Below are 24,164 nucleotides of genomic sequence, written 5' to 3' on the forward strand. Positions count from 1 at the left end.
GCCCGACACCTGTTCGGGCCTTTTCCTTTATCTCTCGCACATGATCCGGAACCGCTCGCCTGCCTTGCCGCAATTCGGCCTGTACGCTGGAAATCCTGACTGAGGGATGAGCGAGGTAAGGGTGAGGCGTGGTCGAGGCATGAGTAAGGCAGGTCAGCTGGCGGCGGCCCGCTAGGCAGACACGCAAGTGAAAGGTTCGCATGCCAGACTGGCGACGGCGCCTTCCCGCTGTCTGATGTGACCTTTGCGCGACCTCTGCGCCAGCGCCAAAGCGAGCGGCGAGGCGAGAGCTGGCAGTCTGCCGGTGGCCAGGCACGATGGAATTGACGATGTGGCGTGCCAGTCCCTGGCGCGCCTGACATGCATGAGGGTGCCGTTCGCGGCGCCCGCTGGAGGTGACAACCCGCCGATGAAAAGCTCTGCTCCTGAGAAGGCCCCGCTGGTCAAGCTGCGTGGCATTTCCAAGACCTTTGGTGATCGCAAGGTGTTGGACAGCCTTGACCTGGATTTGAACGATGGTGAGTTCGTCACGCTGCTGGGCCCGTCCGGTTGCGGCAAGACCACCGTGCTGAGAATGATCGCCGGCTTCGAATCGCCGGATAGCGGCACCATCACGCTCGAGTCGACGGCCTTGCATGAGCGTCCCGCTCACCAGCGCCCGGTCAATACCGTCTTCCAGAGCTATGCGCTGTTTCCGCATATGAACCTCTATGACAACGTGGCCTTTGGCCTGCGCATGGAAAAGGTCGCCAAGGCCGAGATTCATGAGCGGGTGCGCGAAGCGCTGGAGATGGTGCAACTGGCCCATCTGTCGGACCGCCGCCCGGACCAGCTCTCCGGCGGGCAGCAGCAGCGCGTCGCGATTGCCCGCGCCGTGGTCAAGCGTCCCCGCGTCCTGCTGCTCGATGAGCCGCTCTCGGCGCTGGATTACAAGCTGCGCAAGCAGATGCAGAACGAGCTCAAGCGCCTGCAGCGTCGCCTGGGCATCACTTTCGTGTTCGTCACCCACGATCAGGAAGAGGCGCTGTCGATGTCCGATCGCGTGGTGGTGATGCGCGAAGGCGGCATCGAGCAGATCGGCACGCCGCGTGAAGTCTATGAATCGCCGAGCACGCTGTTCGTGGCGCGCTTCGTCGGTGAGATCAACCAGCTGGCGGCGCAGGTCGTGCGCCCCGCGGCGACGGCCGGACGCATCGAGATAACGCTGCTCGGTCAGACGCTGGAACTCAGCAGCCATGGCCGCACCTATCAGGGCGGAGAAGCGGTGCAGGTGTTGCTGCGCCCGGAAGACATGCGACTCAAGGGTGCCGAGGACAGCGAAGGCTTCCCGGCGCGCGTCATCGAGCGCAACTACAAGGGCATGACCCTGGACACGGTGCTGGAGCTCGACAGCGGACAGCAGTTGTTGGCCAGCGAGTTCTTCGACGAGGATGACCCTGACTTCGATTACCGCCTCGGCGAGCGCGTGCGCGTCAGCTGGGTGCCGGACTGGGAGATCATCCTGCCCGATGATGAGCCGGCCGTGACGGGGGCGGGTGCATGAGTCTGGTGCGCAATCCCTTCAAGACCGCCACCCTGACCATCATCTGGGGCTGGCTGATCGTGCTGGTGCTGGCCCCGACGCTGCTGGTGGTGCTGGTCAGTCTGATGCCGGAAAACACCGGCCAGCTGCTGGGCGGTGAGCTGTCGCTGAGCACGCTGTGGCAGGGCTTTCTGGCCAACTATGGCCAGATGATCAGCCCGGTGTACCTGAGCGTCTTCGGCCATTCGCTGTGGATCGGCCTGATCACGACGCTGATCTGTCTGCTGCTCGGCTATCCCTTCGCGTGGATGATCTCGCGGGCCAGCCCGCGCCTGCAGCCCTTGCTGCTGCTGCTGGTGATCATTCCGTTCTGGACCAACTCGCTGATCCGCATCTATGCCCTGCGCACGCTGATCGCGACGCGCGGGCTGCTCAATGATGTGCTGATGAATCTCGGCCTGATCGATGCGCCGTTGCGCCTGCTGTATACCGAGGAGGCGGTGATCGTGGGGCTGGTCTACATGCTGCTGCCGTTCATGATCCTGCCGCTGTATGCCGTCTTCGAGCAGCTGAGCCGCCCGACGCTGGAGGCGGCCCGGGACCTTGGCGCCAATGGCCTGGCCACCTTCCGCCATATCGTGCTGCCGCTGACCATGCCGGGCATCATCGCGGGCGTGCTGCTGGTGTTCCTGCCGGCGATGGGCATGTTCTATGTCTCGGACCTGCTGGGTGGCTCGCGCCATCCGCTGATCGGCAACATCATCAAGGGTCAGTTCCTGGAGGCCAACAACTGGACCTTCGGCGCGGCGATCAGCGTGATGCTGACGCTGGTGATGGCGTTCCTGCTGCTGGCCTATTACCGCAGCGTCAAGCTCTTCAAGCGTGAGGTGACCCTATGAAGGCGAGCGCCGCGCTGCGTTGGTTCAGCCGCTGTTATCTGACGCTGATCTTCACGCTGTTGTATGTGCCGATCCTGGTGTTGATCGGCATCTCGTTCAATGATTCACGCAACCCCTTCGTGTGGGGCGGCTTCAGCCTGCGCTGGTACGACAAGCTGCTGGGCAATGGCAATCTGATGGAGGCTGCGCTCAATACGCTGTGGCTCGGGGTGACGGCGGCGACGCTGGCGACCCTGATCGGCACGCTGACGGCCACTGCGCTTTATCGCTATCGCTTCCGCGGCAAGCCGCTGCTCAATGGCATGCTGTTCACGGTGATGATGATGCCGGACATCGTGATGGCGATCGCCTTCCTGGCGCTGTTCATTGCGTTGGGTATCCAGCTGGGCTATTTCTCGCTGCTGGTCTCGCACGCCACCTTCTGTCTGCCGTTCGTGGTGATCACCGTCTATTCCCGCCTGACGGGCATCAACCCGCAGTTGCTGGAAGCGGCGCGTGATCTCGGTGCCAGTGAAGCCCGCGCCGTCTGGCACGTGCTGGTACCGGCGCTGATGCCGGCGATCGCCTCCGGCTGGCTGCTGAGCTTCACCCTGTCGCTGGATGATGTGGTGATCTCGACCTTCGTCACCGGGCCGACCTTCGAGGTGCTGCCGCTGCGCATCTACTCGATGGTGCGACTGGGGCTCAAACCTGAAGTGAATGCATTGGCAACCCTGCTATTGGGGCTGTCGCTCTGTCTGCTGTTGATTTCACAGTTGTTGCTCAAGGAGAAAAAATAACATGCAAGGTACCCGTTTCCCGCTGCGCGCCGCTGGCCTGATGGCTGCCGTCAGCCTGGCTTCCGTGGCCACATCCGCCCCCGTTCTGGCCGCGGATGACAGCGACAAGGTCCTCTACGTCTACAACTGGACCGAGTACATGCCCGATGAGGTCATCGAGCGCTTCGAAGAGCAGACCGGCATCGATGTCGTCTACTCCACCTTCGATTCCAACGAAGCGATGTACGCCAAGCTCAAGCTGCTGGACAGCGACAACAGCTACGACCTCGTCTTCCCGTCGACCTATTACATCGACAAGATGGCGCGTGAAGGCCTGCTGCAGAAGCTGGATGTCAGCAAGCTCGACCATTTCGAGGACCTCGACCCGAATCTGGTCGATCGCGACTTCGACAAGGGCAACCAGTACAGCGTGCCCTACATGTGGGGCAGCGCCGGCATCGGTTACAACCCGGACTATGTCGAAGAGGGCGCGCTGACCAGCTGGAACGATCTGTGGAACGACAAGTATCGTGACAAGCTGCTGCTCTCCAACGACATGCGCGAAGTCTTCCATGTCGCACTGGCAAGCCTCGGCTTCAGTGGCAACACCACGGACCCGGACGAGATCAAGGCGGCCTACGAGAAGCTGACCCAGCTGATGCCCAACGTGCGTGCCTTCAACTCCGATGCGGCGCGCGTGCCCTTCATGCAGGGCGAGGTCGATGCCGGCCTGATCTGGAACGGTGAGGTCTATCAGGCCAACCAGGAAGGCGTGCCGGTCGAGTATGTCTATCCCAAGGAAGGCATCATCCTGTGGATGGACACCATGGCGATTCCGTCCAACGCGCGTCACGTCGATGCGGCCTATCAGTTCATCGATTACCTGATCAGCCCGGAAGTCAGCAAGGAAATCAGCGAGTACGTGGGTTACACCACGCCGAGTCTGGCGGCCAAGAACATGATGGACCCGGAAGTGCGTGACAACCCGGTGGTCTTCCCGACTCAGCAGGATCTCGCCCGCGGCGAATTCCAGACCGATGTCGGCGATGCGCTGTCGATATATCAGAAGTACTGGGAGCAGCTCAAGACCGGGCATTGATCCGCCCTTGAGGCGTGATGACGCAAGAAATCACGTCAGCGACTTGAGCTGAACCGACGCCCCGAGGCATGCTCTGTCTCGGGGCGTCGTCATTTGTCGACCTTGACTGCGCGCTCCACGTAATTGACACGTCCTGGTGAAGACTGGAGGGTGCCATGTCACGTTTTTCCCCTGCAATGATGTCGGCGGCGCATGCCCGTGAGTTGAGCAGTGCCGAGGCGGATGATCTGTTCAGTCGTGAGATGCAAGGCGTTGCTCCCCTGACGCGCGGCAAGGACCGCGCCGATGTCACCACGGCCCGCAAGGGCCCCAGCGAGGCTCAGCTGGCACGGCGTGAAGGCGCGCAGAAGACCCTGGGCAACGAGCTGGACGGGCTGTCCGACAGCTACGTGGAGCATCTCTCGCCGCATGACCCGGTCGAGTTTCGCCGCGATGGCATCCAGACCGGTGTGCTGGAGCGCTTGCGCCAGGGCGGCTACCCACCCGAAGCGCAGCTCAATCTGATGCGTCGTCCGCTCATCGAGTGTCGGCGTGAGGTGCATCGCTTCATCCAGGACGCCTGGCGCAGCGAGTTGCGTTGCCTGCTGGTGATTCATGGCAAGGGGCGTGACAGCGAATCGCATGCCGCCTTGATTCGTGCCTACCTGGTGCACTGGCTGGAGCAGATGCCCGAGGTGCAGGCCTGGAGCAGTGCCACGCCACGCCACGGTGGGTTGGGGGCGACGCTGGTGATGTTGCGCAAATCCCGCACGGCGCGTGACAACAACCGCGAACGCCATCAAAAGCGGCGCGGCTGATCGCCACGAGCAGCAAATCCCGCAAGCAGTCAAATCCCGCAAGCAGTCAAATCAGACGACAGAAAGCCGACAATGAACACAAGAAAGCCCCGCCAGGCCGCGATCATCGCGAGCTGGCGGGGCTTTTTCATGCTCATGATTCAAGCTGACTATTGCACGCTGTAACCGCGACCGGTGAAGCAGGCACTCAGCGCGCGGCGATAGGTGTCTGCGTTGCTGGCGGTCACGGGCGGTGCCGCGGAATTGGCTTCGGCGCCACTCTGCTGATTGGCCCAGCGATGGCACTCATAGCGGTCACGCGCTTGCTGGTCTTCGCTCTGGCCCTTGGTGGGGTAGGCGATGACATCGACTGCCGCGGCCGTGAGTGTCGCCTGAGCGGGGGCCTGGACGGGCAGATACTGCTGCTGGCTCTCTTCCCACAGGTAATAGGTGCCTGCCGCCAGGAAATACAGCGTAGCGCCCACCCAGACACCGCGCGCCCCTGCGGGCAGGCCATGACCATGCCCCGGGCCACCCGGTGCCCAGCGAATCAGCCGACCGGGCTCACCATGCCCGATCACGATCTCGGGGCCTATGTAGCCCGGCCCATCGAAGCGCCCATGCCCCGGGCCCGCCATGGCGGACGTGGTCGGCAGGGCACTCAACAGGGCGAGAGACAGCGCGAGCGCGCGCAGGGGGCCCTTGCCGGAATGACGATTGCGACTCATGCGTTTACTCCTGTGTGACCAGCATGGCATTTGAGTGTGCCGATGACGTTGGGTGCCAGCGTGCAAGCATCAAGAAAAAAAATGGCATCCTGCGCCATGTGTGCGCCGAGAAGTTGGACGGTAGTTGGACAAGACATTGGTCATGTAGACATTAGGTGATATTATCCGCGCGCAATCTGATCATGTTTTTTCATTATAGTGTTGTTTGCTAGCAGGGCGCCGAGACAGCTCACGGCGTCTCTCCCGGACACTCACAAGGAAATCTCCATGCGCAATACCCCTGCAGCGGGCGGTGGCGAAGATGCCAGTGCCGAGCCGCGCACCGGCTTGTTTGCCAAGGTCAACCCGCCGGTCTTCTTCGGCGCGAATGCCATCATCCTGTTATTGGTGATCTTCACTGCGGTGTTCTCGGACACGGCCATGTCCGTGTTCGAGTCGGTCCAGCATTGGATCACCAACACCGTGAGCTGGTTCTACATCCTGTGCGTGGCCATCGTGCTGATCTCGGTGGTGTATGTCGGCTTCTCACGCCATGGCGAGATTCGCCTGGGGCCGGACCACTCACTGCCGGACTACAGCAACGTCACCTGGTTCGCGATGCTGTTCTCGGCGGGCATGGGCATCGGCCTGATGTTCTTCGGCGTGGCCGAGCCGGTGATGCACTTCCTCAATCCGCCGACGGGCACCCCGGAGCAGGTCGAGACCGCGCGTGAAGCGATGAAGCTGACCTTCTTCCACTGGGGGCTGCATGCCTGGTCGATCTACGCCATCGTCGCGCTGATTCTGGCCTACTTCAGCTATCGCCATGACCTGCCGCTGACGCTGCGCAGTGCCTTGTATCCTCTGATCGGCAAGCGCATCTACGGTCCGATCGGCCATGCGGTGGACATCTTCGCCATCGTCGGCACTGTCTGTGGTGTCGCCACCACGCTGGGCTACGGTGTGGCACAGGTCAATGCCGGGCTCTCGCACCTGACCGGCATGCCGAACAACGACTGGACCCAGGTCGCGATCATCGTCGTGATCACCGGCCTTGCCACCATCTCGGTCGTGACCGGCCTGGACAAGGGCATCCGTATCCTGTCCGAGATCAACCTCGGCCTTGCCGTGGTGCTGTTGCTGTTCGTGCTGCTGCTCGGCCCGACCGCCTTCCTGCTCAAGGCGTTCGTCCAGAATTCCGGCTTCTACATGGCCGATATCGTCGGCAAGACCTTCGAACTCTACGCCTACGAACCCAATGACTGGATCGGTGGCTGGACACTGCTCTACTGGGGTTGGTGGATGTCCTGGTCTCCGTTCGTCGGCATGTTCATCGCGCGTGTCTCGCGTGGCCGTACCATCCGGGAATTCGTGATCGGCGTGCTGTTCGTGCCGGCCGGTTTCACCCTGCTGTGGATGACCATCTTCGGCAACACCGCCATCTCGATGATTCTGGAGCAGAATGTCACGGCGCTGGTCGACACCGTCAACGACAACTATTCGCTGGCCCTGTTCACCTTCCTCGAGCAGATGCCGCTGTCATCCATCACCTCGGTGATCGCGCTGGTGATGGTCATCGTGTTCTTCGTCACCTCGGCGGATTCCGGCTCGATGGTGGTCGACATGCTGGCCTCCGGTGGTCGTGAAGACACCCCGACCTGGCAGCGTATCTACTGGGCCTTCGCGGTGGGTCTTTTGGCCATCGTGCTGATGCTGGCCGGTGGGCTGGGGGCGCTGCAGACCGCTACCATCGCCACCGCCTTGCCGTTCGGCATGATTCTGCTGGCCGCGATCTTCGGTCTGCTGCGCCAGCTCAATCTCGAGTCCGTCAAGCGCCGCTCGCTGTCGGTGAACACCGCAGCCGCGACGCCGATGGGCGAGAAGGGCAACTGGCGCAAGCGTGCCCAGCACCTGATGAGCTTCCCGACGCGCGCCATGGTACGTGGCTTCCTGCGCGGCACAGTCGCGGAAGGCATGCAGGAGCTGGCTGAAGAGCTGCGCAGCCAGGGACTGGAAGTCGATGTCACCATCAGCCGTGATCGCGTCTACTTCAATGCACGCCACGGTGAGGAAGATGACTTCATCTACGGCGTGCGCATTCGCTCTCACCTGCGTCCGGACCTCAATCTGGACCAGGAAGACGAGGGGGATGAAGAGGACTACTGTCGTGCCGAAGTCTTCCTCAAGGAAGGCGGTCAGTCCTATGACCTGATGGGCTACAGCAAGGACCAGGTCATCAATGATCTGCTCGAGCAGTACGAGCGTCATATGCACTACCTGCACCAGCTGCGTCTGAGCCAGTCCGTCGGTCAATGATCTGAGCGGGCAGTCAGTGACGCTTCACGCGTCGCCATGACGCAAAAGCCCCTTGTGGAGAGATCCGCCGGGGGCTTTTGTCTGTCTGGATGAGGTTCCCTGAAGGAAGTGGCCTGGATAGGACCCATGTCGAAAGACGCCGCAATGTGAGGCCTCTTTTTCTCGGCTCAGGCATTAGCTCTGCTTATCCAGGCGGCGTCGAGATCTTATTGGTCTCGCAAGCGGGGGGCCTATAGCATGGACTCTCCCCACAAAGTCGCATATCGGCTGGGGTCAGATGACATGCCTTGGTGTTGTCGTCTGCCAAGGTTCCCGCCCATGACTGGCCGAAGGTGAACGCGATCTGCCCGCAATGTCCCCATGACGACTGAGGTTCCTTGAACCCCGGCATCCGCAGTCATGAACAACGATACCGCTGTCATGAACGACGATAGCGGCATCATGAAAAATGATAATAAAAACCCGTCACGAGGTAGAAACATGTTGAAAGGTAAGGAGCTGGATGCACTCATCGAGCAGCGAGGTGTCCTGAAGGGACTCAACTCGACGCTCGGTATCACCGCGATCACCATGACCGTGTTCTTCATTCTCTATGCGATTCTGTTGGGCAAGACGGCCAGCGATCAGTTCCTGGGCATCAAGGCCTGGATAGAGAGCACCTTGGGCTGGTACTACGTGCTGGTGATGTTCTCGACCTTCGTGGTCTGTCTTTACGTGATGTGTTCACGTGTCGGCAAGATTCGGCTGGGGCGCGACGATGAGCGTCCCGAGTTCAGCAATTTTGCCTGGTTCTCGATGCTGTTCGGCTGCGGGACCGGCGCGGGCATGCTGTTCTTCTCGATGTCCGAGCCCATGATCCATTTCGCGAGTGACTGGAGCGGTGGCAATCCGTTTCTGAGTGCTGACGTCAAGGCGGCCGTCGCCGCCTTCTTCGAGGCCAAGCAGGCCGCCCTGGCGAGTGGTCTCATGCCGGGGGACGAAGGCTTCCCGGTGCCTGACAGCCGCGTCGCGGAAGCGGCCGCCGGTGGCATCAAGCTCACCGTCTTCCACTGGGGCACGATCGCCTGGGCCATGTATGCCATCGTTGGGCTGTCTCTGGCCTATTTCGCCTTCCGCAAGGGCCTGCCGCTCTCGATGCGCTCGGCCCTCTATCCGCTGATCGGCAACCGGATCTACGGGCCCATCGGGCATACCGTCGATATCCTGACCGTGTTCGGTACCATTTTCGGCATCGCCACCACGCTCGGTCTGGGCGTCGAGCAGATCGGCTCCGGCCTGATGTCACTGGGCCTCATCGAAGAGAAGTCGCGCATGGTGACCGTGGTCTCCATCGTGTTGATCAGCGTCATCGCCACCCTGTCAGCGACCAGCGGCGTGGCACGTGGCATCAAGCTGCTTTCCACCTTCAATACCTGGGTCTGCCTCGGCATCCTTGCCTACTTCCTGCTGGCGAGCGACGCCAACTATCTGATCGCGAGCTCCATCACCGCGCTCGGGGATTACCTCACCGATGGCGTCTCGATGACACTGTGGACGGCGCGCACGCCGGACGAGCAAGTGTGGCAGGGCGGTTGGACCATCTTCTACTGGGGCTGGTGGATCGCCTGGGCCGGTTTCGTCGGCATGTTCATTGCCCGCATCTCGCGCGGCCGGACCATCCGTGAATTCATTCTCGGGGTGATGGTCATCCCTTCCATCGTGGCGCTGGTCTGGTTCGGCGTCATCGGCTCGGCGGGGATCTATCAGTCCCTGTACGGGGCCGACATGGGCATCTACACGGCTGCGGTCACCAACTGGGACTACGCCGGCACCCTCTATCACTCGTTCGAGGTGCTCACACCCGGCATCGCCGCGACCGTGGCCAAGGTGGCCGCGCTGGTCGTGGTGATCATCTTCTTCGTCACGTCTGCGGATTCCGGCACCCTGGTGCTGGGACGCCTGCTGGCCTTCGGTCGTCGTCCTCCGGTGCAGCAACGCATCATCTGGGGCATGATGCTGGGCGCCGTGACCTTGATCCTGCTGTTGCTGGGGGGCGATCAGGCGCTCAAGTCCCTGCAGGCGGCCTCGATCGCCGGTGCCTTGCCGTTCACCTTCGTGCTGATCGCCATGATGATCGGACTGTTGAAATCGCTGCGCGAGGACGGCGAATCGATGATCGAGAACGAGGAGCATATCCGCAAGATGATCGAGAACGAGGTCCGCGACCTCTCCTGAATTGCCGCTTGCCAGACGTATGCGTCTGGTGTGTGACTCAGGCGCGCATGCGTTCGGTGTGCAAGACATGAGGCCTCTGCCCCCTGGGCAGGGGCCTCGTTGTTTCTCGCTTACGGCTCAGGGCTGTTTCCCTTCTTGGGCTCAGGGCTGTTTCCCTGCTCCAGAGCAGGCCTGCGCATGTCACCAAGGTCGCAAGGAAATATCAAACGTACGTATGTTCCAATGCTGGCAGGTCCATCGATTCCGCCAACGGCGCGCAGCATCGGTTTGCGGCTATGCTGTCGACAGTGAAGAGCCCACAGGCTGACACCCACCCGACGGAGTCCCGACAGCGCCTCACCACGCATCTCACCACGATGTCTTTCGACCTGGTCTCACGACGATGTCTTGCAACGACGTTTACAACAACAAGGTAGCGGGGGCAGTGACGCCGAGCGCCCCACGTACTGATCAAGGAGCAACGCCATGCATGATCCCCTAGCGGCTCGACCCGATGAGTCAGGCAAGTCCACTACCGATTCCACTGCCGATTCCACTACAGAACCTTCTCACGTGGCAGATGCCTCAGCCGACGCTTCGAGAGCACAGCCAGCGGCAGGCGACATGAGCGGCATGTCGTGCCTGCGGTCTTCCCGGGAGGTGGATTTCAGCGGCTACGATTCCCTGATGGACATGCTGGAGAAGGCCTGCTCGGCACATGGCGAGCGTCCTGCCTTTACCTGCATGGACCGCACCATGAGCTTTGCGGAGCTGGATGCCACCAGTCGTCAGCTGGCGGACTGGTTCCAGCATGAGACCGACCTCAAGCCGGGCGATCGGGTCGCCATCCAGCTGCCCAATACGTTGATGTTTCCGGTGGTCGCCTTCGCCGTGCTGCGTGCAGGCCTGGTGCTGGTGAACACCAATCCGCTGTATACCGAACGTGAGATGGAGCATCAGTTCAATGATTCCGGCGCACGGGCGTTGGTGGTGCTGGCCAACATGGCGGACAAGGTCGAACGCGTACGGGAGCGCACTGGCCTCGAGTACGTGCTGGTCTGTGAATTGGGCGACATGCACCCGGCCTTCAAGCGGCTGTTGATCAACACCGTGGTCAAGCACGTCAAGAAACTGGTGCCGAGCTATCATCTGCCCGACGCCATCCCGCTGCGCACGGCCATCTCGCAGGGCAGGGCCGAGCGCTGGGAGCGGCCGACACTGGCACTCGATGATGTCGCTGTGCTGCAGTACACCGGCGGCACCACCGGGGTCGCCAAGGGCGCGATGCTGACTCACCGCAACCTGCTCGCCAACATGCTGCAAGGCAAGATGGCACTCACGCAGGGTTTGAATCCCGGCCACGAGACACTAGTGGCGCCGCTGCCGCTCTATCACATCTACGCCTTCACCATTCATCTGGCCTGCATGCTCAGTGAAGGAAATCACACCCTGTTGATTCCCAATCCGCGCGATATCCCGGGCTTCGTCAAGACGCTGCAAAAGCACGACTTCACGATGTTCGTCGGCCTCAATACGCTGTTCGTGGCGCTGTGCAACAACCCCGGCTTCCAGGCACTGGATTTCTCGAAGCTCAAGATCACCACCTCAGGGGGCGTGGCGCTGACGCGCAAGGCGGCAGAAGAGTGGAAGCGGGTCACCGGCAGTGATATCTCCGAGGGCTACGGCATGACCGAGACCTCGCCGATCGTGTCGTTCAATCCGCTGGATGCCATTCAGCTCGGCACCATCGGTCGGCCGATGCCCTCCACCGAGGTGCGTCTGTATGACGATGAAGGCGCGCTGGTCGCGATGGGGGAGCCGGGCGAGCTGTGCGTGAAGGGGCCGCAGGTGATGAAGGGCTATTGGCAGCGTGAGCAGGCGACGAAAGACAGCTTCACTGCCGATGGCTTCCTGCGCACCGGTGATATCGCGGTCTTCCAGGACGATGGCTACATGCGCATCGTCGATCGCAAGAAGGACATGATCATCGTCTCCGGCTTCAACGTGTATCCCAATGAGGTCGAGGACGTCATCGTGCGTCACCCGGATGTGCTCGAGGCGGCCGCCGTCTCGGTGGTGGATGAGCGCAGTGGTGAGGCGATCAAGCTGTATGTCGTACTCAAGGACGGCGCAGAGCTCGAGGCGGATGCGCTGCGAGACTGGTCGCGCAAGGAACTGGCCAGCTACAAGGTGCCGCGTCAGGTGGTCTTCATCGACGAGCTGCCCAAGACCAACGTCGGCAAGGTGCTCAGACGTGAACTGCGCGACTCGCCGCCGGAATCTGCCTGACCTTGCCTGTGAGCTCTCCCTGTTGGTGACAGCCTGAAATACGGAGCCTATACACAGCCCTGAAACACAGACGCCCCGCTCAATGAGCGGGGCGTCTGTGTTTCAAGGCAAGGCGCTGGCGAGAAGGCCTGCGCCTGGCGTCAGGCGTCCTTCTTGGGCTGGGTCGCGTTGTAGACCTCGAGGTCCAGCTCATTCTCGGACTTGCCGACCAGGGTGGTGACCATCAGGTCGCCCGCGACATTCACGGTGGTACGCGCCATGTCGAGGATACGGTCGATACCGGCGATCACCGCGATGGCTTCCAGCGGCAGGCCTACCTGGCTCAGCACGATGGAGAGCATGATCAGGCCGGCGCCCGGCACACCGGCGGTGCCGATGGAGGCCAGGGTACCGGTCAGCACGATCATGCCGTAGTCCATCATCGACAGCTCGATGCCGGTCATCTGGGCGATGAACAGTGCCACCACGCCTTGGTAGATGGCGGTGCCATCCATGTTGATGGTCGCGCCGACCGGCAGCACGAAGCCGGAGACACCTTCCGAGACGCCGAGGTTCTTCTGGGCGCAGCGGATGGAGATCGGCAGGGTGCCGGAGCTGGAGGCCGAGGAGAAGGCCACGACCAGTGCATCGACGATACCGCGCAGATAGCGCACCGGGTTCAGCTTGCCCAGCGTCGCCAGCAGGCCGGAGTAGACCACCAGCACGTGCACGATGCTGGCCAGATAGGCCACGCCGATCACCTTGGCCAGCGGCAGTAGCACATCCAGGCCGTAGTTGCCGGAGACATGCGCCATCAGGCCGAAGACACCGAACGGCGCGAAGGCCATCACGAACTCGGTCAGCTTGTACATCACTTCGGCGAAGCTATCGAAGACGCGCACGACCGGCTCGCCCTTGTCGCCGATCATGATCAGCGAGATGCCGATCCCGATGGCGAAGACGATGATCTGCATGATGTTGCCATTGGCCAGCGCATCGATCGGGTTGCTCGGCACCAGGTCGACCAGAATCTGCACCAGCGAAGGCGCGTCCTTGGTTTCCATCGCCTTGTCGAAGTTGAACTCGAAGCCGGCACCCGGCTGGAAGATGCTGGAGGCCAGCATGCCGATGGCGATCGCGAAGGCGGTCGTCAGCAGGTAGAGGGCGATGGTCTTGCCGCCGATGCGGCCCATCTTCTGCGGGTCACGCATCGAGGTGATACCGACCACCAGGGTGCTGAAGACCAGCGGCACGATCAGCATCTTGATCGCATTGATGAAGATATCGCCCAGCGGCTTGAACATGCTGGCGCTTTCTCCCATCAGGGCACCAGCGAGTACCCCAAGGGCGAGGCCGCCCAGGATCTTCTGCCACAACGGCAAACGGCGCCACAGGTTAGGGCGGGAGGAATCACTCATGGAACTGTCCTTAGGTGTCTAGCGATGATCATCGCTGATGATGCTCAGGGCGCGCCCGAGTCTGTCGTCTCGATGCCTTGTCACGATTGCGCACTGCATTAAGCACTTTTTTGGTGCGGGAAGATTAACAGTCAGCCTGCACTCACCCTCTGCACCTTTAGTCGCAAAAAAGCGTCCTTTCACGCGAATTCAGCTTTCCATGCCGAACGCGCATGCGCTCATGCCGCAAAAGGTTCCACCAAAGAAGTAGTCGTCAGGCAGGCATATCGTCTGTCTTTGCGTTACCTTGACGTTAACGTTAACTGTTAGGCCGCCAGAGCGACTTTCCACTAGTCTGATGGTAGGCACTGTTGTCATCGCCGAATTGACAGCTTCCGGTTCGACAGCTTGCGGTTCGACATTCATGAAGGTACGCCATTGCCTGCCCGGCCTCACGAGGGCTGGGTAATCCCTCAAACGCCTGATCGGTAAGAGAGGACGCTGATCATGTCCGATACAACAACACGTGGACCCGTATCCCCGGGGACCGCGCCGCCCGATGGCTCACAGCCAGAGCTCAATGACCTGACCGCCATGCCGACGGCAGACCAGATCGCGCCGCAGGGGCCAACGGTGCTGCATCACCTGGCCTTCATGACCGGCGATGAGCTCTGTATCCCGATTTTCAAGCGTCTGCGTCAGGACGGCACCCTTTATCCCGTCGATGCGCCACAGGGGCAGAGTAACGATACCCGGGGAGGCCAGTCGCAGGACAGTTCACCTATCGACCGCGACACGGCGCTCAAGATCTACCGGACAATGTTGTTCACCCGGGTGCTGGATGAGCGCATGCTGGCCGCCCAGCGCCAGGGGCGCTTGAGCTTCTACATGCAATGCACCGGCGAGGAAGCCACGGTGATCGGCAGTGCGGCGGCGCTTCAAGACGATGACATGATCATGGCGCAATACCGTGAGCAGGGTGCGTTGGCCTGGCGCGGCTTCAGCTGTGACGAATTCATGAACCAGATGTTCGGCAACGAGCGCGACTACGGCAAGGGCCGTCAGATGCCGATCCACTATGGATCGCGTGACCTGCACTACATGACCATCTCCTCGCCGTTGGCGACCCAGATTCCCCAGGCGACCGGCTATGCCTACGGCCAGAAGCTGGCGGGCAAGGGGCAGTGCACCATCACTATCTTCGGGGAAGGGGCCGCCTCCGAGGGCGATTTCCATGCTGCCCTCAACATGGCCTCCGTGCATCGGGTACCGTGCATCTTCCTGTGTCGTAACAATGGCTATGCCATTTCCACCCCGTCATGCGAGCAATTCGCCGCCGATGGCATCGCGCCCCGCGCCTTCGGCTATCACATGCAGAGCATCCGGGTGGATGGCAATGACGTGATCGCCGTCTACGAAGCCACCCTGGCGGCGCGCAAGATCGCGGTCGAGACCAATCAGCCGGTATTGATCGAGGCGATGACCTACCGTCTGGCGGCGCATTCCTCCTCGGATGACCCCTCCGGGTATCGCAGCAAGAAGGAGGAGGCCATCTGGCGCGACAAGGACCCCATCCTGCGCATGCGCAACTGGCTGGAGGCGCAAGGCTGGTGGAGCGAGGAGGAGGAAAAGGCCACTGGCGATCAACTGCGTCGCGAAGTGCTTGAGTCCATGAAACGTGCCGAGAAACTGGCGCCACCGGCGCTGGACACGCTGATCAGCGATGTCTACGACACGCCGACGCCGTTGCTCACGCAGCAGCTCGAAGACGTGAAACAGCATATTCGCAAGTATCCGCATGCCTATCCCAAGGGCGCTGCCAGCATGGGGTTCACTGCGCAGGAGCTGGATGACAGTCGCAAGGCGTATCAGGCACGCCAGCAGCGCATGCAGAGCCATCAGCCGGTAGATGGAGACCAGACATCATGAGCGAGCAGATGAGTGAGCAGCCGTTGGAGAAAACACCAGTGACAGACTCAGCTTCGGCAGAGGTGTCTGCTGCGACTGGCAGCAAGGAGGCGGCGGCCTCGGGCAAGAAACAGATGAACATGCTGCAGGCGATCAACAATGCGTTGGATATCGCCATGGCCGCCAATCCCCGTGTGGTGCTGTTCGGGGAGGACGTCGGGGTGTTCGGCGGCGTCTTCCGGGCCACCAGCCACCTGCAGGACAAATACGGTCGAGAGCGCTGCTTCAATACGCCCCTCACCGAGCAGGGCATCATCGGGTTCGCCAATGGGCTGGCGGCACAAGGCTCGACGCCGGTGGCCGAGATCCAGTTCGCCGACTACATCTTCCCCGCCTTTGACCAGATCGTGAACGAGGCGGCCAAGTTCCGCTATCGCTCCGGTGATCTGTTCGATGTCGGCGGCCTGACGATTCGCACGCCCTATGGTGGCGGCATCGCAGGCGGGCTCTATCACTCCCAGTCGCCCGAGGCCTATTTCGCGCATACCCCGGGCCTCAAGATCGTGATGCCACGCAATCCCCACCAGGCCAAGGGGCTCTTGCTGGCGGCGATTCGCGACCCCAACCCGGTGCTGTTCATGGAGCCCAAGCGGCTCTATCGCGCCTCGGTGGGCGAGGTACCAGAAGCCGATTACGAATTGCCCCTGGGTGTGGCCGACGTCATTCGTGAAGGCCGCGATATCACGCTGCTCGGCTGGGGCGCTCAGATGGAAGTCATCGAGAAGGCCGCCGCACTCGCCGAGCAGGATGGCATCGACTGCGAGATCATCGACCTGCGCAGCATTCTGCCCTGGGACATCGAGACGGTGTGTGACTCGGTGCTCAAGACCGGTCGTCTGGTGGTCAGTCATGAAGCGCCGCTGACGGGAGGTTTTGCCAGCGAGATTGCCGCCACTGTGCAGGAGCGTTGCTTTTTGTATCTAGAGGCGCCGATCCGACGCGTCACTGGCCTTGATACGCCGTTCCCGCTGGTGCTCGAGAAGGAGCATCTGCCGGACGAGCTCAAGATCTACGAGGCCATCAAGCAAAGCTTGAATTACTGATGACAGGGAGTGATGCGCGCCATGAAAGATTTCATCCTGCCCGATATCGGCGAAGGCATCGTCGAGTGCGAGCTGGTCAAGTGGTTGATCAAGGAAGGCGACGTGATCGAGGAAGATCAGCCGGTGGCCGAGGTCATGACAGACAAGGCGTTGGTGGAAATCCCCGCGCCCCACGCCGGTACCGTGGTCAAGCTTTACTGTCAGGAAGGCGAGATTGCCCGTGTCCATGCGCCGCTGTTTGCGGTGGATGATGGCGTTCGCAGCGACAGTGATAGTGACAAGACCCGACACGGCGAGCGTGAGGATGACCCCGCCGGTGATGTCATGACGGTTGCAGCGCCTGCTCGCTCGACGGCACAGGCTAAGTCAGCTGCCAGCCAGGCGGCCAGCAGTCAGTCGGATGTCGCGCTGTCAGGTAGCAATGAGGCACCTGCCACACCGACAGCCGCGGCCCTTGAGCGACGTTCGCGTGATTTCATCCTGCCGGATATCGGCGAAGGCATTGTCGAATGTGAGGTGGTCACCTGGCACGTCGCGGAAGGCGACACGGTGGAAGAAGACCAGACGATCGTCGATGTGATGACCGACAAGGCACTGGTCGAGATCACCGCCTCGGAGCCCGGGCGTATCGTGCGCTTCCATTACGCCCAGGGCGAAAATGCCCGAGTGCATACGCCGCTGTATGCCTATGTGCCTGATGAGGAGGCAGAGGCTGAAAGCGCTGAGAGCACCGAGAGTGGTGTCACCGCGCCTGAACGCAAGCAGGCTCAGCCAGAGTATCTGTCAGAGAACCGCCAGGAGGGCGACGGCAAGAGCGACAACAGGAGTGGGCAAGACGGGCGTCATGGGGAGAGCCGGCCTCGTATACCCGCGACCCCTGCCGTGCGCCGCCTATTGCGAGAACATCAGCTCGATATCCAGGCCATTGCTGGCTCGGGGCGTAACGGCCGGGTGCTGAAGGAAGATGTGCTGGCATATCTCAAGCAATCCGAGACGCGCGAGACTGACGTGACACCTGATGATGCTCACAAGGTCGGCGCGGCCGCCGAGACCGACAAGGCAGCTGCCGAAGCGTGTGCTGTGGCCAGTGACGTGGTCAGTGACGAGGTGCGATCGTCACGCCTTGAGGCAAAAGCGGTACCGCTCAAGGGTGTCGCGGCGGTAATGGCCAGGCGCATGGTGCAGGCCAGCACGCAGATCCCGCATTTCCATTATGGCGATGAGCTCGATATCACCGACCTGCTGGCGTTGCGGGCCCGCCTCAAGGTACGCGCCGAGCAGCAGGGCATTCGCCTGACCCTGATGCCGTTCATCATGAAAGCCATGGCGCTGGCGGTCATCGAGGAGCCGATTCTCAATGCGCGCCTCAGCGAGGATGAGAGCGAGATACTCTATCAGGGCGCCTGCAACATCGGCATGGCGGTGGACAGTGCCAGCGGGCTGATGGTACCGAACGTGAAGGGCGTCGAACGCCTGAGTATTCTCGAGATCGCGCGTGAGGTCGGGCGGCTGACCGAAGCTGCACGCAGCGGGCGCGTTGCCCCGGCGGACCTCAAGGGCGGCACCTTGTCGATCTCCAATATCGGTGCACTGGGCGGCACCTACGCCGCGCCGATCATCAACCAGCCGGAGGTCGCCATCGTCGCGCTGGGGCGCACTCAGCGTCTGCCGCGCTTCGATGGCGAGGGCAATGTCTGTGCGCGTGACATCATGACCATCACTTGGGCGGGGGATCATCGCATCATCGATGGCGGGACCATCGCGCGCTTCAGCAATCTGTGGAAGCACTATCTCGAGCACCCTGACGAAATGCTGCTGTCGCTGTCATGAGGCGCTGTCTGATCCAGGGTCCGGCTAGAGAGCATCCTGCATGAGTGATGCGCGCGCCCACGAGCGCCTGCAACAGTTCTATATCCCGGAAGAGCAGTCGATCTATCTGCTCTCGCATCATGATGCCAAGAAGCTCAAGGACTGGGTGGCGCTGTGCATCGCCCAGCTCGAGGGGCTGGGCTACCGGGATATCCATCTGGTCGGCAAGGGCGCCTACGGTTTCGTGTTCGCGGGCTGGCGCCTGGGCGAAGACCGGCGCACGCGTGAAGAGCACGTCTTCAAGTTCACGCGGGTGACTCTGCCCCAGGCACTGCAGGACCGCCTGGAGGAAGAGGCCTACATGCTCGACCAGGTCGCCCACCCGCTGATACCGCGTCTGGTCAGCTATCAGCGGGTACGGCGGCAGTCGATTCTGGTCATGCAGCGCGCGCCGGGCATCAATCTCGAGGAATATTCGCTGCGTCACGGGCGCATGTCGCCGCGACTGGTGGTCAAGATCGCCAGTCAGCTGGCCGACATCCTCAAGTCGCTGCGCGGGGCATCGACGGGAGCGGGCACGCCACCGGTCGTGCATGGCGACATCAAGCCGTCGAATCTGGTCTTCGATGTCGAGCGGGAACAGGTGGCATTGATTGACTGGGGCAGTTCGGTGTTCGCTCAGCTCGATGAGCATCAGCAGTTCATCACCACCAACGTGATGCAGCTGATGTCAGATAACCTGCAACAGACCAATGCGCGTCTGGGCGATGTCTATTTCATCGGCGAGGAGCAGCTCAATGGTGCGCTGTCCTCGCCGCGCTTCGATGAGCAGGGCGTGGCCGCCACACTCTATGCGCTGGCCTCAGGTCAGTCGTGTCGCTTTGGCGTGCGCGCCATTCCGGCGGTGTCGCTGGGGTTGCCCCGAGAATTCGCGCGTCTGCTCGATGGCATGCTGGCGCATGACCCGCAGCTGCGCATGCAGGCCGGCGACTACTTCCTGCGCGAGATGGGCAGGATCTCACGGCTGGTGATGCCGGAATTGCCCCTCGAGCCGCCACAGTCTCTGCTGCCGGTCTGGGTGAGGCCGGCAACGCACGAGATCGACACGGTCGTCTATACCTCGCGCAAATCCTTTCTGCGTGAAGCCTTCGAGGCGGATGAGACCGGCGAACATGCTGGCAACGCGCTGGACGCCGTCAATGATGTCCAGCTGGATCGTTATTACAAGAACTTCATGCAAGGCATGGGCGGCACCGAAAAAGCCTTCCTGGCCGCGGTCAGTCGTCTGGGCAAATACCCGATCGTCGGTGGTCTGGCGATTCGCTGGGAGCCACAGGGCATCTTCGTGGATACTGCGCTGCACCTGCATGACCCTGCCTTGAAGGCCGCCTTCGTCGTCGCGATCAACAACATGGTCGCTCTGGCGCGTGCCATCTATCGCCAGGGCGTGTTCAAGGCGTGTCTGTTCAATGCCCGCGATACCCTGCATCTGGAGCGGGAAGACCCGGAGGCTGCCTTTGTCTTTGCACCGACGGCAGACGGGGAGGCCAGACCTCGCTTGAGCTATGAGGTCAGTGCGGTGCCGGAGCTTGAGGATGACTCGCGCGTGCACTCCTACTTCGAGGACGGCCCGGATCCTGAGGAACTGCTGGTGCTGCCCGAGAAGATATTGAAGGCACTGGAGTCACTCAATGCCATCCATCACACCGGCATGCTGATCTTCGAAGCCCTGCCTCACCACCTCAAGATTCACAGTTATTACCGACTGCTGGACCCCTCGCGAGAGCAGGAATTCGCGCGTCTGCTGGCGGAGATTCTCGATGCCGTGCCGCTGATCTCCGGGCTGGGAATCTCCGGCTTCATGAAGATGCCCTATAAGAACACCAAGCATTTCGATCATATCGAGGCGCAACCCGAACGCTTCTATCCACGGGATCCGCGTGACCCGCACGCGGTGTGAAAAGGAGTTTGCCTTGGATGGCAGTCGCATAGTGATGCCGATTAATATAACGGCTATTATCGTGAGTCGTGTTATTGTCACATCGCGTGATCATTGCTGATCTTGCTGAACCCAATAATCAGATCGATAAAAATCGATAACCTACAGGGAACGTACTCATGTCTCGACCTCTCGCTCGGAAATTGCGTCAAGCTTCAGGTGGTCTGGCTATTCTGGCGCTGCTGGCAGGATGTAGCGCGCATACGACGATCAGCAGCCCGTCAGAGACGGCGCGTATCAACTTGAAAGATGTCTCCAGAGATCAGTCTACCGTTCAAGAAACGCTACCCACCACCAGCTTCGGCAATTACGAGTTTGAAGTAATGGATGACAACAAGATGCCGATGTATGGCATTCTGCCGCTGAAGTTCAATGGCGGTTATCTGGCGCTTGATATCCTGTTCTTTGCCCCAGCCGCATTCTTCAATCTGCGTGAAGTCCACCCTTACTATGAAATCGACCATGACGAGGGTGTCGTGCGTTATCGTGATGAGAAGGGCGGAGAATGGACGACCTATACACCCACCGTGGAAGAAGCTGAGCGTGCACGCAAATACTTTGCCGCGCATCGTGATGATGTAATCTCGCAGTCCAGCGCACAGCAGTAAGCGTGATGCCCTAAGTCAGTAAAGTCGTCTGATTTATGGCCTTGATACGACAGCGCCGCACCAGAGGCTTTCTGGTGCGGCGCTGTCGCATGTGACAACAGATTGATACGGCTAGCGAGCAGACTCTCGCTGAAGGGTCAGTCCTTCATCTGACGCGGGCGCGTCATGGCCTGCGGGGACAGCAGTGCCTCCAGGCGCGCTTCGTCCAGCAGGCCTTCCTCACGTACCAGTTCCAGCACGCTGCGACCGCTGACCAGGGCTTCCTTGGCGATGCGGGTGGCGTTGTCATAGCCGATATACGGGTTGAGCGCGGTGATGAGGCCGATGGAATTGTTGACCAGCTCGGCGCAGCGATCACGATTCGCGGTGATGCCGATCACGCAGCGATTCTTGAGCATGGTCATGGCACGGCTCAGCTGGCGGATGGAGTCGAGCAGCTTGTAGGCGATCAGCGGCTCCATCACGTTGAGCTGCAGCTGGCCGGCTTCCGCCGCCATGGTCAGCGCGGTGTCGTTGCCGATGACATCGAAGGCGACCTGATTGACGGCCTCGGGAATCACCGGGTTGACCTTGCCCGGCATGATCGAGCTGCCCGGCTGCTGAGGCGGCAGGTTGATCTCGTTGAAGCCGGTGCGCGGGCCTGAGGACAGCAGGCGCAGGTCGTTGCAGATCTTGGACAGCTTGACCGCCAGGCGCTTGAGCATGCCGTGGAACAGCACGAAGGCGCCCATGTCGCTGGTCGCCTCGACCAGGTCCGACGCCGGACGGAAGTCGATGCCGGAACGACGCGCCAGAGCCTCGATCGCCAGTGCGCTGTAGCGCGGGTCGGCATTGATGCCGGTGCCGATCGCGGTCCCGCCCAGATTGACCTCCTTGAGCAACTCATTGAGGTTGGCGATGCGATCGACATCTTCTCGCAGGGTGTTGGCGAAGGCTCGGAATTCCTGGCCCAGCGTCATCGGCACCGCGTCCTGCAGCTGGGTGCGACCCATCTTGACCACGTCATCGAATTCCAGCGCCTTGGTGGCGAAGGCATTGGCCAGTTCGCTCAGCGCGTCCACCAGCATCGAGTGGCTGCGCAGCAGGCCGACACGGATGGCGGTCGGGTAGGCGTCGTTGGTGGACTGCGCCATGTTGACGTGATTGTTGGGATGCAGCTGCTGGTAATCGCCTTTCTCGTAGCCCAGAAATTCCAGGCCCAGATTGGCGATCACTTCGTTGGCATTCATGTTGGTCGAGGTGCCGGCGCCGCCCTGGATCATGTCGACCACGAATTGATCATGGTGATCGCCATTCATCAGACGCGCACAGGCGTGCTGAATGGCATCGTGTTCGCGTGTCTCGAGATAGCCCAGCGCATGGTTGGCTTCGGCGGCGGCGGCCTTGACCAGCGCGAGCCCTTCGACGAGACGCGGGAAGTGCGACAGCGGCACGCCGGAGAGGTGGAAGTTGTTCAGCGCGCGCTGGGTCTGCACGCCGTAGTAGGCATCAGCCGGCACCGGCTCGCGCCCGAGGAGATCCTTTTCAAGTCGGAAGCCGTTGGCCAGTGCCTCACGCTCGGCATGGCTCAGGTCGGCCGGCGTGGAGGTTGCCGGGGTGGCATTGGCGGCGATGGGGGTTTCCGAGAGATGGTTCACTTGGGCGGAACTCCTGGCTGAAGTACACTGTGGCGCTTGGATGGCGGCTAGGTGGACAAGGGTAACCAGCGCAGCCCTTCGGCGGCCAATGCCATTCAACGCTGCCGTATACGTCAAACGCATAAGACGAAGGTGGTGGTGCGCCGCGACGCACCATTCTCCATGACAAGACCCTGCATGACCGGCCAGGCAAGCCTCGCTTGGGCATGTTCGACATTTTTGGGAGTTCGGGTGAACCTGGAAACTAAGTGGTTGGAAGATTTCGTTGCGCTGTCCAATACCCGCAGCTTCTCCACCTCGGCTCGCCTGCGACACGTTACCCAGCCTGCGTTCAGTCGCCGCATCCGTGCGCTTGAACAGGCCGTGGGCACTACGCTGGTCGACCGCTCGACGACCCCGGTCAGTCTGACGCCGGAGGGCCAGCTGTTTCTGGTCACCGCGCGCAACCTGACAGAGCAGCTGTCAGAGTGTCTCGCCCATCTGCGTGGTCTGGGCATGGCCAACGAGACCCTGGATATCGCGGCCGCGCATTCGCTGGCGCTGGCCTTCTTCCCCAAGTGGATCTCGCGTCTCCAGCAGGGCCTGGGGGAGTTGCCGACACGCCTGTCCGCGATGAATGTCGGCGACGCCATTCACTCGCTGCGCGAAGGCAACTGCGACTTGATGCTCGCCTATTACGACCCTTACGCCAGCATGCAGCTGGACGCCGAGGCCTTCCCGTCCTTCTCGGTCGCCAAGGTCAACATGCTGCCGGTATGCGTGCCGCTTGAGAATGGCGAGCCACGCTTCCCGCTGACCGGGCAGAGCGAGACCAGCCAGGATGCGATTCCCTTGCTGTCCTATACCCAGGGGGCATTTCTGGGTCGCAGCGTGAAGATGCTGCTCAAGAATGATCCGCTGCGCCTGCGCCTGCGCACCGTCTATGAGATGGCGATGGCCGAGGGCCTCAAGGGCATGGCCCTGCAGGGCGTCGGCATGGCGTGGATTCCGGATTTCTGCATTCGTGATGAGCTGGAAAGCGGCAAGTTGGTGCGGGCGGGCAACGAGGCGTGGGATATCCCGCTGGAGATTCGTCTCTATCGTTGCTCCCTTGTCCACAAGCCCGGCATCGACAAGCTATGGAAACAGCTGATGAACCTGCCGCGAGATTTCCTCGAAGCCTGAG

At 61.4% G+C, this 24,164-nt stretch carries 18 protein-coding genes; 14 read left to right on the top strand and 4 right to left on the bottom strand.

Annotated features, from left to right (window positions below):
* Positions 1 to 409: 409 nt before the first annotated feature.
* The 5 genes from potA (at position 410) to smrA (ending at position 5,075) form a co-directional block, all read left to right on the top strand.
* Positions 410 to 1,543, top strand: coding sequence for a spermidine/putrescine ABC transporter ATP-binding protein PotA (gene potA, locus QD356_RS17090; RefSeq protein WP_107334825.1), 1,134 nt, complete (start codon positions 410 to 412; stop codon positions 1,541 to 1,543).
* Complete coding sequence (gene potB / locus QD356_RS17095; RefSeq protein ID WP_192838764.1) at positions 1,540 to 2,421, top strand: spermidine/putrescine ABC transporter permease PotB; 882 nt, start codon at positions 1,540 to 1,542, stop codon at positions 2,419 to 2,421. The genes potA and potB overlap by 4 nt, the downstream gene beginning before the upstream one ends.
* Positions 2,418 to 3,200 carry a spermidine/putrescine ABC transporter permease PotC gene (gene potC / locus QD356_RS17100; RefSeq protein ID WP_043333579.1) on the top strand — a complete coding sequence of 261 codons (783 nt, stop codon included), beginning with the start codon at positions 2,418 to 2,420 and terminating at the stop codon, positions 3,198 to 3,200. The genes potB and potC overlap by 4 nt, the downstream gene beginning before the upstream one ends.
* Before the next feature lies 1 nt (position 3,201).
* Complete coding sequence (locus tag QD356_RS17105; protein ID WP_197738736.1) at positions 3,202 to 4,278, top strand: extracellular solute-binding protein; 1,077 nt, start codon at positions 3,202 to 3,204, stop codon at positions 4,276 to 4,278.
* Positions 4,279 to 4,433: 155 nt separating this feature from the next.
* Positions 4,434 to 5,075: a DNA endonuclease SmrA gene (gene smrA, locus QD356_RS17110; protein ID WP_225996556.1), complete on the top strand. Its 642-nt coding sequence runs from the start codon at positions 4,434 to 4,436 to the stop codon at positions 5,073 to 5,075.
* A 149-nt stretch (positions 5,076 to 5,224) separates the two neighbouring features.
* Here the strand turns inward: smrA and QD356_RS17115 are convergent, their stop codons facing one another.
* The gene (locus QD356_RS17115; protein ID WP_225996557.1) at positions 5,225 to 5,782 is read right to left on the bottom strand and encodes a hypothetical protein; all 558 of its coding nucleotides are present in this window, start codon (positions 5,780 to 5,782) and stop codon (positions 5,225 to 5,227) included.
* Positions 5,783 to 6,049: 267 nt separating this feature from the next.
* On the opposite strand from QD356_RS17115, the gene betT reads away from it, so the two are divergent.
* The 3 genes from betT to QD356_RS17130 all read left to right on the top strand — a co-directional run bounded on the left by betT (position 6,050) and on the right by QD356_RS17130 (position 12,559).
* Positions 6,050 to 8,077 carry a choline BCCT transporter BetT gene (gene betT, locus QD356_RS17120; protein WP_192838765.1) on the top strand — a complete coding sequence of 676 codons (2,028 nt, stop codon included), beginning with the start codon at positions 6,050 to 6,052 and terminating at the stop codon, positions 8,075 to 8,077.
* Positions 8,078 to 8,557: 480 nt separating this feature from the next.
* On the top strand, positions 8,558 to 10,291 hold the full coding sequence (locus tag QD356_RS17125; RefSeq protein ID WP_192838766.1) for a BCCT family transporter: 1,734 nt from the start codon (positions 8,558 to 8,560) through the stop codon (positions 10,289 to 10,291).
* 465 nt (positions 10,292 to 10,756) lie between these two features.
* Positions 10,757 to 12,559 carry an AMP-binding protein gene (locus QD356_RS17130; protein WP_279878412.1) on the top strand — a complete coding sequence of 601 codons (1,803 nt, stop codon included), beginning with the start codon at positions 10,757 to 10,759 and terminating at the stop codon, positions 12,557 to 12,559.
* 140 nt (positions 12,560 to 12,699) lie between these two features.
* Here QD356_RS17130 and QD356_RS17135 read toward each other — a convergent pair whose 3' ends face one another.
* Both QD356_RS17135 and QD356_RS17140 read right to left on the bottom strand, forming a co-directional pair.
* Complete coding sequence (locus QD356_RS17135; protein WP_054556697.1) at positions 12,700 to 13,956, bottom strand: dicarboxylate/amino acid:cation symporter; 1,257 nt, start codon at positions 13,954 to 13,956, stop codon at positions 12,700 to 12,702.
* A 189-nt stretch (positions 13,957 to 14,145) separates the two neighbouring features.
* The gene (locus tag QD356_RS17140; RefSeq protein ID WP_192838767.1) at positions 14,146 to 14,361 is read right to left on the bottom strand and encodes a hypothetical protein; all 216 of its coding nucleotides are present in this window, start codon (positions 14,359 to 14,361) and stop codon (positions 14,146 to 14,148) included.
* Positions 14,362 to 14,589: 228 nt separating this feature from the next.
* Between QD356_RS17140 and QD356_RS17145 the strand changes: the two genes are divergently transcribed.
* The 5 genes from QD356_RS17145 (at position 14,590) to QD356_RS17165 (ending at position 21,362) form a co-directional block, all read left to right on the top strand.
* Positions 14,590 to 15,864 (top strand): thiamine pyrophosphate-dependent dehydrogenase E1 component subunit alpha, encoded by a 1,275-nt coding sequence (locus tag QD356_RS17145; RefSeq protein ID WP_192838958.1) that lies wholly within the window; start codon positions 14,590 to 14,592, stop codon positions 15,862 to 15,864.
* Positions 15,865 to 15,977: 113 nt separating this feature from the next.
* Positions 15,978 to 16,946, top strand: coding sequence for an alpha-ketoacid dehydrogenase subunit beta (locus QD356_RS17150; RefSeq protein WP_043333588.1), 969 nt, complete (start codon positions 15,978 to 15,980; stop codon positions 16,944 to 16,946).
* A gap of 21 nt (positions 16,947 to 16,967) precedes the next feature.
* Positions 16,968 to 18,776: a dihydrolipoyllysine-residue acetyltransferase gene (locus QD356_RS17155; protein WP_192838768.1), complete on the top strand. Its 1,809-nt coding sequence runs from the start codon at positions 16,968 to 16,970 to the stop codon at positions 18,774 to 18,776.
* A gap of 40 nt (positions 18,777 to 18,816) precedes the next feature.
* On the top strand, positions 18,817 to 20,715 hold the full coding sequence (locus QD356_RS17160; protein ID WP_192838769.1) for a protein kinase: 1,899 nt from the start codon (positions 18,817 to 18,819) through the stop codon (positions 20,713 to 20,715).
* Positions 20,716 to 20,873: 158 nt separating this feature from the next.
* Positions 20,874 to 21,362 (top strand): hypothetical protein, encoded by a 489-nt coding sequence (locus QD356_RS17165; RefSeq protein ID WP_192838770.1) that lies wholly within the window; start codon positions 20,874 to 20,876, stop codon positions 21,360 to 21,362.
* A 137-nt stretch (positions 21,363 to 21,499) separates the two neighbouring features.
* On the opposite strand, the gene QD356_RS17170 is transcribed toward QD356_RS17165, so the two are convergent.
* Complete coding sequence (locus QD356_RS17170; RefSeq protein WP_225348134.1) at positions 21,500 to 22,909, bottom strand: aspartate ammonia-lyase; 1,410 nt, start codon at positions 22,907 to 22,909, stop codon at positions 21,500 to 21,502.
* A gap of 321 nt (positions 22,910 to 23,230) precedes the next feature.
* Between QD356_RS17170 and QD356_RS17175 the strand changes: the two genes are divergently transcribed.
* Positions 23,231 to 24,163: a LysR substrate-binding domain-containing protein gene (locus tag QD356_RS17175; protein ID WP_054556694.1), complete on the top strand. Its 933-nt coding sequence runs from the start codon at positions 23,231 to 23,233 to the stop codon at positions 24,161 to 24,163.
* The last annotated feature ends 1 nt before the right edge of the window (position 24,164 follow it).

The sequence above is a fragment of the Cobetia sp. 2AS genome (genome assembly GCF_029846355.1).
Classification (GTDB): Bacteria; Pseudomonadota; Gammaproteobacteria; order Pseudomonadales; family Halomonadaceae; genus Cobetia; species Cobetia amphilecti.